We start from the raw sequence: 7,164 nt of genomic DNA, 5'->3' as shown, positions 1-7,164 counted from the left end.
CGGGCGCGTCCTCAATCGCCGGACGGGCTTATTCGGCTGAGCTCAGCCGAATAAGCCCGTCTGGGGGCACCTCCCAGCGGTAGCTGGGGGAGATTGAGGACACCGCCGCGCAGCGGTGGTGCACCCCCAAACAGCCGGCAGGCTAACGGCAACGGTCGACGGCCTCGATCGTGCGGGCGGCCTCGCCGAGCGCGGCGCGCAGCACCGCCGGGTCGGTGGCCGCGGAGAACGCGGCATCCGGGGCGACCAGCCAGCCGGTACCGGTGACCGGGGGCTCGGCCGGGGTGCGGACGCCCCGGCCGTACGTCTGGGTGCAGGCGCTGCCGGGAACGTCCCAGGCGTCCGCGGTGCCGGGCGGGACCAGGAAGCCGAGGGTGTCGCACGCGCCGTCGTGCAGCACGGGCCCGACGCCGTCGCGCAGCCGCAGGATGTCGACCGCCTCCAGGCCCTGCCGGGCGGGAACGGTGACCAGATCGCACGCCCCGGCGTCGACCGACGCGGTCAGGCACGGCGACGGGGACGGGCTGCGGTCCTGGAGCGGCGGGTGCAGGGCCGTCGTCCGTGAGCTGCTGATGTCCACTCCGGCCTCCACCAAGGGAAACCCCTCCTCCGCCGTGCCGCTCCGCGTCGAGCGGGCTCAAGATGGTTAACGCCCGGACGCGTCAACGGCTACGGTGCCATGCCGTCACAAAGGATGGCAGTTCATGGCAGATCACGGATGAGATATCCGGTTTGTAGCCAAACAGGGCGTACTGGGCCCCCCGTAACCGGTACGGTCTTCTCCGCCGATACGGCAGCACAGCGCCGCCCGCCCCGCGCGCACCACGCGGGGCGGCACTCGCCAGGGAGGGTCCGGCCTATGGCGTCGTCCCAGGTGTCCCCGTCGTCCCCGACATCTCCGTCGCCCCCTTCATCCTCTTCACCCTCTTCCGCCTCTTCTCCGCCCAGCCCCCCGAACACGGCCTTCCGGAAGCTGCGGGGGGCGCGGTCGCCCGGCGAGTTCGCCGCCGCCGTGCGGCGCGCGGCGCGGGAGATCGGCGAACAGGTCTCGTGCGACGCCCGCTACATCGGGCGCGTCGAGTCCGGGCAGATCCGCTGCCCCAATTACGCGTACGAGCGAGTGTTCCGCCATATGTTCCCCGGCTGCGAACCGGCCGACATGGGTTTCGCCCCGCGAGACGTGGTACGCGGACGGGGGGCGCGCCGGACCACCGGTGAGCCGCCGACGGAATCCGGCAGATCCCTCGACAGCCTCAAGGAGAGCGACGTGTTGCGTCGCGCGTTCATGACCGGCGGCACGGCCGCCATAGCCACAGCCGCCTCGCTCGGTGCCTCCCTCGGCCTCGCCGCCTCGGCCGGTGTCGCCACCGCGGCCCCCCGCGCCCCGCGCCGGGCGGGCGAGGCCGAGGCGTCCGCCGTCGAGCAGGCCGTCCGCCGCATCCGGCTGCTGGACGACCGCCACGGCGCGGACGGCATCTACCGGCGCGCAGCGGGGCCGCTGCGAGTGGCCTACGAGCTGCTCGACGCGGACACCCGGCGGCAGTCGGTCGCGGACCGGCTGCACGCGGGCGCGGGCGAGCTCGCGATCTCCGTGGGCTGGCTCGCGCACGACTCCGGCCGCTTCGCGGACGCCCGCTCGCACTACGCGGAGGCCCTCGCCACGGCGCGGGTCGCCGGGGACGCGGCCCTGGAAGCGCACGCCTTCTGCAACACCGCCTTCCTCGCGCGCGACGCGGGCCGTCCCCGGGAAGCCGTACGGGCCGCGCAGGCGGCGCAGCGGGCCGGGCGGCAGCTGCCGTCGTCCCGGCTGATGGCGCTGCTGACGCTCCGGGAGGCCGGCGGCTGGGCGGGGCTCGGCGACCGGGCGGCGTGCGAGGCCGCGCTGCTGCACGCCCGGACCCTGTTCGAGCGGGGGGCCGCCGACGCCGACCCGGAGTGGATGACGTTCTTCGGCGAGGCGGAGCTGGAGGGGCTGGAGGCGCAGTGCTGGTCGGCGCTGGGCGACTGGACGCGCGCCGCGGAGCACGCGCGGCGCGCGGTGGACCTCCAGAACGCGCACTTCGCGCGCAACATCGCCCTGTTCACCGCCCAGCTGGCCGGCGACCTGGCGCGCGGCGGCGCGCCGGACGAGGCGGCGGCCACGGGTGAACGGGCCCTGGACCTGCTGGCCGAGGTCCAGTCCACCCGGGTCCGCACGATGCTGGACGCGACGGCGCGGCTGCTGCGCGGGCGGCGGTGGGGCCGGGGCGACCGGGCGGTCGCGGCGTTCCTGGACCGGCACGCCCTGACCGCGCAGGGGGTGTAGGCCTGGGCTGGTTTCGGCTGAGCTCAGCCGAAACCAGCCCGTCCGGCGCTTGAGGACGCGCCCGCAGGGCGCCCGCCCCCGCAGGCGGCCACGACGGCCGCAGTCGAAGACCCGCCGGACGGGCCCAGGGCGACCGGCCCCGGCGTCACGCCAAGTGACCCGTGTCGTTCCAGCGTTCGATCGCCGGGGCGTCGTACGCCCAGCCCAGGATCGACAGGGACGTGGGGTCGAGGCGGATGCGGGCCGCGAAGGAGATGTCCAGGCCCAGCCAGCGGGCGCCGATCGTGCGCAGGATGTGGCCGTGGGCGAAGACCAGCACATCGCGGTCGGCCGAGCGGGCCCACTCGACGACCTCGTCGGCGCGGGCCGCGAGCTGCGCCTTCGTCTCGCCCTCGGGGACGCCGTCGCGCCAGATCAGCCAGCCGGGGCGCTGCGCCTTGATCTCGGCGGGTGTCATCCCCTCGTACGCGCCGTAGTCCCACTCCATCAGCGCGTCCCACGTGGTCGCCCGGTCGCCGAAGCCGGCCAGCGCGCAGGTCTCCGCGGCCCGGACGAGGGGGCTCGTGCGGATCTCGGTGTCCGGCAGGCCGTCCCAGGGGGCGCGGTGCAGCCGCTCGCCCAGCAGCTCGGCGCCACGGCGCCCCTCGTCCAGGAGCGGGATGTCCGTGCGGCCGGTGTGCTTGCCGGAGCGCGACCACTCGGTCTGTCCGTGTCGGGCCAGCAGGATGCGCGGTGCCATGGGGAGGGCCCCTTCATACGATTACGGTGATATTGGCTACAGATCACGACAGAAGTTGGCAGATGCCAACAGAAACGATCTGCGCCGCTCCCATCATCGCTCACACCCGTCTCAGGCAACCCCGCAGGCAATTCAGGCGTCTCCCTCCTCGCGCCATGTCTCCCGTGTGCCTCCAGCCCGCCCCTCACCGTCGAACGGGGGGCGAACTCGGCGTTTCCGGCAAGCCTCGGGGCGATGTGCGAACACCCCGGCGTACGCCGTACGGTTGCATGCGCGCTTGTTGGCCGCCTGAACAAATGGAGAGCGTCCGGATGTACCGCACCGCACCACTCGGGAAGCGGCCGCGCTGGTGGACCGAGCTGCCCCTGATAGCCGTGGTGTACGCGGTGTACTCGGCAGGCCGACTGCTGGTCCGCGGCAACGAACAGCCTGCCGTCGAGCACGGCCTGTCGATTCTCGACCTTGAAAAAACGTTCCGAATAAATTTCGAACACCCGCTGAACCGGCTGTTCACGGACCACTCGGCCATCGGCATACCCGCCGACTTCGCCTACGCGTCCCTGCACTACCTGCTGACCCCGGCGCTCCTGGTCTGGGCCTTCAAGCGGCGCCCCGCCGACTACAGCTTCCTGCGCAGCTGGCTGATGATCTCCACCCTCATCGGCCTCGTGGGGTTCACCCTGCTGCCCACCTGCCCGCCGCGGCTGCTCGACCCCTCCGAGGGCTTCGTCGACACCATGGCCCAGTACGCCTCGTACGGCTGGTGGGGCGGTGACGCCAGTGCCCCCCGCGGCCTCGGCGGAATGACCAACCAGTACGCCGCCATGCCGAGTCTGCACGTCGGCTGGGCCCTGTGGTGCGGCGTCGTGCTGTGGCGCCACGGCCGGACGGCCTGGGCGAAGGCCGCCGGTGTCGCCTACCCGCTGGCCATCACCCTCGTGGTGATGGGCACCGCCAACCACTACTTCCTCGACGCCGTCGCCGGTGCCGCCGTCATGGGCGTCGGCTTCCTCCTGGCCCGTCCCGCCCTGCGCCTCGCCGACCGCGTCCGCACCCGCCTGACCAGGGCGGATCGCGGGGGGCTCCGGGGGGCGCCCGCGAATGTCAGTGGCGGGTGCGAGACTTCCGCAGGTACGGGAGCACCGGAGAGACACCGCGAGGCGGACGCCAGTGACCACATCCCCCGACAGCCGGCCCACGGCGTCGGCGACAGCCGCACCGACGGCGCTGCGACAGCGGCTCGCTGAGCTGCGCGGCCCGGCCGCCGCGCCGCGCCCGCTCGACGCCCGTGCCCTGGCGGCGCTGGCCGCCAACCCCGGCTGCCGGCGCCGCGTCCTGCTCGACGGCGCCGGGGTCGACAAGGGCGCGCTGGCCCGGGCCCTGGGGGCCCCGGCCACTTTCGGGCAGTCCCTGTTCGCCCTCGTCCGGGGCAACGCCTTCGAGACCCGGGTCAAGGCCGACGGCGGTGAGGCCCTGATCCGCCTCCTCCACGAGCGGCTGGGCGACGGCTCGCCCCCGCCCCCGCCCGGCTCCGTCGAGAGCCCCGACCTCTCCGCCGCCGGCCCCGAGGGCCGCACGGCCCGCACGGCCCTCGCGCTGCGCGAGGCCACCGCCGCCGGGCGGTGGGCGTTCCTGGACCACCCCATGCTGGCCCTGCGGGTGGCCGGTGCCCCGGCCTATCTGGAGCCGGACGCGGTGGTCGTCCACCCCGACGGGCGGTGGACCGTCGTGGAGATCAAGTCCTTCGCCATGATCGACGGCACGGCCGACGCCGCCAAGGTCGGCGCCGCGGCCCGGCAGGCGGCGGTGTACGCGCTCGCGCTGGAGGGGGCGGCCGCGCACGTGCCGGACGGGCCGTACGGGCCCCCCGAGGGCCCGCGGGTGCGCCCCCACGTCCTCCTGGTCTGCCCGAAGGACTTCTCGAACCTCCCCGCGGCCGAGCTCGTCGACGTGCGCAAGCAGCTCTCCACCACCCGCCGCCAGCTCGCCCGGCTGGCCCTCGTCGAGGAGATCGCCGCGGCCCTGCCCGAGGGCACCACCTTCGACCTGCGCCCGGCCGAAGACGGCAGCACCCCGACCCGGCCCGCCGACGAGCTGGCCGCGGCCGTCGAGTCGGTCGGCGCGGCCTACGCGCCGGAGTGCCTGGCGGCGTGCGAGCTGGCCTTCCACTGCCGGGCCCGGTCCCGGGCGGCGGGCGCGGTGGAGTCCCTGGGCCGCGGGGTCCGCAGCGAGCTGGGCGGTCTGGCGACCGTGGAGGACGTCCTGTCCGCCGCCCGGGGCGCGTCGGGCGACCCGGCGGATCCGGCCGTCGCCGCGCTCCGGCGCGCTGCGGCCCTGCGCGCGGAGGCGCTGGCCGCTTGCGGCGGGGCCGCGCGGGGAGCGGAGGCCCCGTGTTGATCGGCGCCCTCACCCGGACGGGAACGGTCCGGGGCGGCCGGGGCCGGCCCCTGGTGACCGCCCCGCCGAGCACCCCCCGCACGCGGAAAGCCCTCCCGGCGCCCGCCCTCCGCGGCAGGTCCCTCTCCGGAGCGGAGGCTCCATGTCGCTGATCGACACCCTCGCCCGGCTCGAAGCCGCTCAGGACGGCCGGGCCCGCCCCCTGGCCACCGTGCGGCACCGGCACCTGGCCGACCACCCGCTGGTCTTCGTGCCGCTGACCACCGCCGGCGAGGCCGGCGCGCCGCTCGGCGCCCTGGTGGGCAGCGAGCGGGACGCGCCCCGGCTGCTGATCGTCGCCCAGCCGCGTGACCGGGACCTGCGGTTCGCGTTCCTCGCCGAGCTGGCCGACATCGTGCTGCCCTACCTCGAAAGCTGCGCCGACGCCGTCGAGCGGGAACAGCGCAAGGAGACCGACCCCGAGACGGGCCGGAAGGTCTCCGTCGAGGTCGAGCTGTGCGCGGACGCCCCGCAGCTGCTGGTGCCCGGCCCGGCGGCCGTGGAGTACGTGCGGCTGCTGGGCCGCTCGATGCGCTTCCGCCGCACGGCCGAGCAGGACCCCGACGCCGCATATCCCGCTCCCCCGCGCGTCCCCCTGCTGGGGCGCTGGCTGACGCACTTCGGGGAGCGGGCCCGGGTGCCCGGCTCGTCGCTGCTGCTGCCCATGACCCAGGTGCTGAGCCGTCACTGGGCCACGGGCCAGAGCAGCCTGGAGGACCAGCATCTGGGGGCCCTGCTGGCCTGGATCGACCCCCCGGCGGGGATGTCGGGCGCGCAGGCGGCCCTGCGCGCCGAGACGGAGCGGGACGCGGAGGGGCTGCTCGTCCGCCCGCCCGCCGGCCCGGCCACGGACCCGGTCTTCGACAACAAGCGCCTGGCCCCCGCGACGGCCCGGTACGACGCGGGCCTGCCGGGCGCCGAGGACGCCCTCCGGGCACTCCTGGAGTCGCAGCTGCGGCCCACGTGGGACGCGATGTGGCGCGGGGTGGATCTGCTGCGGGCCCTGCCGGAGGGCCGGCGGGTCGGCGAGCGGTGGAAGCGGGACCGCTGGTCGTACACCGCCCACCGGGACCGGGTCCGGGCCGGGGAGCCCCCGCAACCCCGGCGGGACGACGCGGTGACGGCCGCCCGCAAGCTCGCGGCGCGGGAGACGGCGCAGGCGCAGCTCGACGCCCAGGAGGCGCTGGACGATCCGCTGGTCATGGCCGGCCGCAGGCTGGCCGGTGAGGCGTTCGCGGGGGAGGTCACCGAGGTGGTCATGGAGTTCTCGCACACCAAATCGCCGCGGCCGCGGCCGCTGGTGACGTTCCGCACGGACGACGGCCCGCACCTCGCCGAGGGAGCCAAGGTGCACCGGGTGCTCGCGGACGGCAAGGCGCAGGCGGCGGAGTTCGTCGCGCACGTGCCGGGCGAGCCGGGTGCCCTGACGCTCCGGCTGACCGGTGGCATGGGCCGCGGCAAGGTGCCCGACGCGGGTTCCGTGCCGGAGAAGGGCGACCGCATCTGCTGGACGCTGTTCGAGCACGCCCCCCGCGGCGGCCCCGAGCTGCCCGACCCCGAGCGGACGCCCTGGACCCACGGCGGCCCGCCCGGCGACGACGGCGACCCCGCCCCGGACCCGGTGACCACGGAGGACTACCTGTGAGCGCGACCGCGGCGGCGCCCGCCGCCACCTTGAGGAGGG

At 75.4% G+C, this 7,164-nt stretch carries 6 protein-coding genes; 4 read left to right on the top strand and 2 right to left on the bottom strand.

The window, feature by feature from the left end; genetic code table 11:
* Positions 1-142: 142 nt before the first annotated feature.
* On the bottom strand, positions 143-595 hold the full coding sequence (locus ABZ951_RS28230) for a hypothetical protein (RefSeq protein ID WP_344089246.1): 453 nt from the start codon (positions 593-595) through the stop codon (positions 143-145).
* A gap of 264 nt (positions 596-859) precedes the next feature.
* On the opposite strand from ABZ951_RS28230, the gene ABZ951_RS28225 reads away from it, so the two are divergent.
* Positions 860-2,305 carry a tetratricopeptide repeat protein gene (locus tag ABZ951_RS28225; RefSeq protein ID WP_344089245.1) on the top strand — a complete coding sequence of 482 codons (1,446 nt, stop codon included), beginning with the start codon at positions 860-862 and terminating at the stop codon, positions 2,303-2,305.
* A 145-nt stretch (positions 2,306-2,450) separates the two neighbouring features.
* On the opposite strand, the gene ABZ951_RS28220 is transcribed toward ABZ951_RS28225, so the two are convergent.
* Positions 2,451-3,044 carry a histidine phosphatase family protein gene (locus ABZ951_RS28220; RefSeq protein ID WP_344089244.1) on the bottom strand — a complete coding sequence of 198 codons (594 nt, stop codon included), beginning with the start codon at positions 3,042-3,044 and terminating at the stop codon, positions 2,451-2,453.
* Between the two features lie 311 nt (positions 3,045-3,355).
* Between ABZ951_RS28220 and ABZ951_RS28215 the strand changes: the two genes are divergently transcribed.
* The 3 genes from ABZ951_RS28215 (at position 3,356) to ABZ951_RS28205 (ending at position 7,125) form a co-directional block, all read left to right on the top strand.
* A complete protein-coding gene (locus tag ABZ951_RS28215) occupies positions 3,356-4,291 on the top strand; it encodes a phosphatase PAP2 family protein (RefSeq protein ID WP_344089243.1) in 936 nt (311 codons plus the stop codon).
* Positions 4,215-5,441, top strand: a complete 1,227-nt coding sequence (locus ABZ951_RS28210; protein ID WP_361280998.1) for a hypothetical protein — start codon at positions 4,215-4,217, stop codon at positions 5,439-5,441. Before ABZ951_RS28215 ends, ABZ951_RS28210 begins: the two co-directional genes overlap by 77 nt.
* Positions 5,442-5,583: 142 nt before the next feature.
* Complete coding sequence (locus ABZ951_RS28205) at positions 5,584-7,125, top strand: hypothetical protein (RefSeq protein ID WP_344089241.1); 1,542 nt, start codon at positions 5,584-5,586, stop codon at positions 7,123-7,125.
* Positions 7,126-7,164 lie beyond the last annotated feature (39 nt).

This window comes from Streptomyces sp. NPDC046215, from assembly GCF_040646215.1.
GTDB classification, from domain to species: domain Bacteria; phylum Actinomycetota; class Actinomycetes; order Streptomycetales; family Streptomycetaceae; genus Streptomyces; species Streptomyces stramineus.
Note: the sequence above shows the minus strand (reverse complement) of the source record. Positions and strands in the feature narration are given on the sequence as shown.